1 protein-coding gene is annotated in these 1,398 nt (G+C 69.8%); it reads right to left on the reverse strand.

Annotated elements, in window-relative coordinates; translation table 11 throughout:
• A partial coding sequence (locus tag AB0F04_RS37775) for a dihydropteroate synthase (RefSeq protein ID WP_362050978.1) occupies positions 1 to 1,398 on the reverse strand: 1,398 nt, incomplete at both ends.

A 1,398-nucleotide genomic window follows, 5' to 3' on the forward strand; every position in this document is an offset into this window, starting at 1 on the left:
CGTCCAGGTCCGCTTCGAGGCCGTTCTTCTCACCGTCGATGATGCGGCGCTTCAGGCGCTCGTCCAGGGGCAGGGCGGCCAGTTCCTCGGCCTTGCCCGCCTTGAGGGACTTGGCGGTCGCGCCCTCGAAGAGCTGCATGAGCTTCTGCAGCGGGTCGTAGCCCTCGGCGCGGCGGTCGTGGATGAGGTCCAGGGCGGTGGTGACCTCCTCCTCGCTGAAGCGGGCGATCGGCAGGATCTTGGAGGCGTGCACGATCGCGGAGTCCAGGCCCGCCTTGACGCACTCGTCGAGGAAGACGGAGTTCAGCAGGATGCGGGCGGCCGGGTTGAGGCCGAAGGAGATGTTCGACAGGCCGAGCGTGGTCTGCACCTTCGGGTGGCGGCGCTTCAGCTCGCGGATGCCCTCGATGGTGGCGATGCCGTCCTTGCGGGACTCCTCCTGACCGGTGCAGATGGTGAAGGTCAGGCAGTCGACGAGGATGTCCTCCTCACGGATGCCCCAGGTGCCGGTCAGGTCGTCGATGAGCCGTTCGGCGATCTCGACCTTCTTCTCGGCGGTGCGGGCCTGGCCCTCCTCGTCGATGGTCAGCGCGATCAGGGCAGCGCCGTGCTCCTGGGCCAGTGCCGTGACCTTGGCGAAGCGGGACTCGGGACCGTCGCCGTCCTCGTAGTTCACCGAGTTGATCACCGCGCGGCCGCCGAGCTTCTCCAGGCCCGCCCGGATGACGTCGACCTCGGTGGAGTCCAGCACGATCGGCAGCGTGGAGGCGGTGGCGAAGCGGCCGGCCAGTTCCTCCATGTCGGCGACGCCGTCGCGGCCGACGTAGTCCACGCACAGGTCGAGCAGGTGCGCGCCCTCGCGGATCTGCTCGCGGGCCATCTCCACGCAGTCGTCCCAGCGGCCTTCCAGCATGGCCTCGCGGAACTTCTTCGAGCCGTTGGCGTTGGTGCGCTCACCGATCGCCAGGTAGGAGGTGTCCTGGCGGAACGGCACGGACTGGTAGAGGGAGGCGGCGCCCGGCTCGGGCTGCGGGCTGCGCTCGGTGGGGGCGGTGTCCCGGACGCGCTCGACCAGCTGCCGCAGGTGCTCGGGGGTGGTGCCGCAGCAGCCGCCGACGAGGGAGAGACCGTAGTCCCGGACGAAGTTCTGCTGGGCGTCGGCCAGCCCCTCGGCGTCGAGCGGGAAGTGGGCGCCGTCCTTGGTGAGGATCGGCAGACCGGCGTTCGGCATGCACAGCAGCGGGATACGCGCATGGCGGGCCAGGTAGCGCAGGTGCTCGCTCATCTCGGCCGGGCCGGTGGAGCAGTTCAGGCCGATCATGTCGATGCCGAGGGGCTCCAGCGCGGTCAGGGCCGCGCCGATCTCGGAGCCGAGCAGCATGGTGCCGGTCGTCTCGA

Origin of the sequence: Streptomyces sp. NPDC029041 (assembly GCF_040637515.1) — a bacterium.
Taxonomy (GTDB): Bacteria; Actinomycetota; Actinomycetes; order Streptomycetales; family Streptomycetaceae; genus Streptomyces.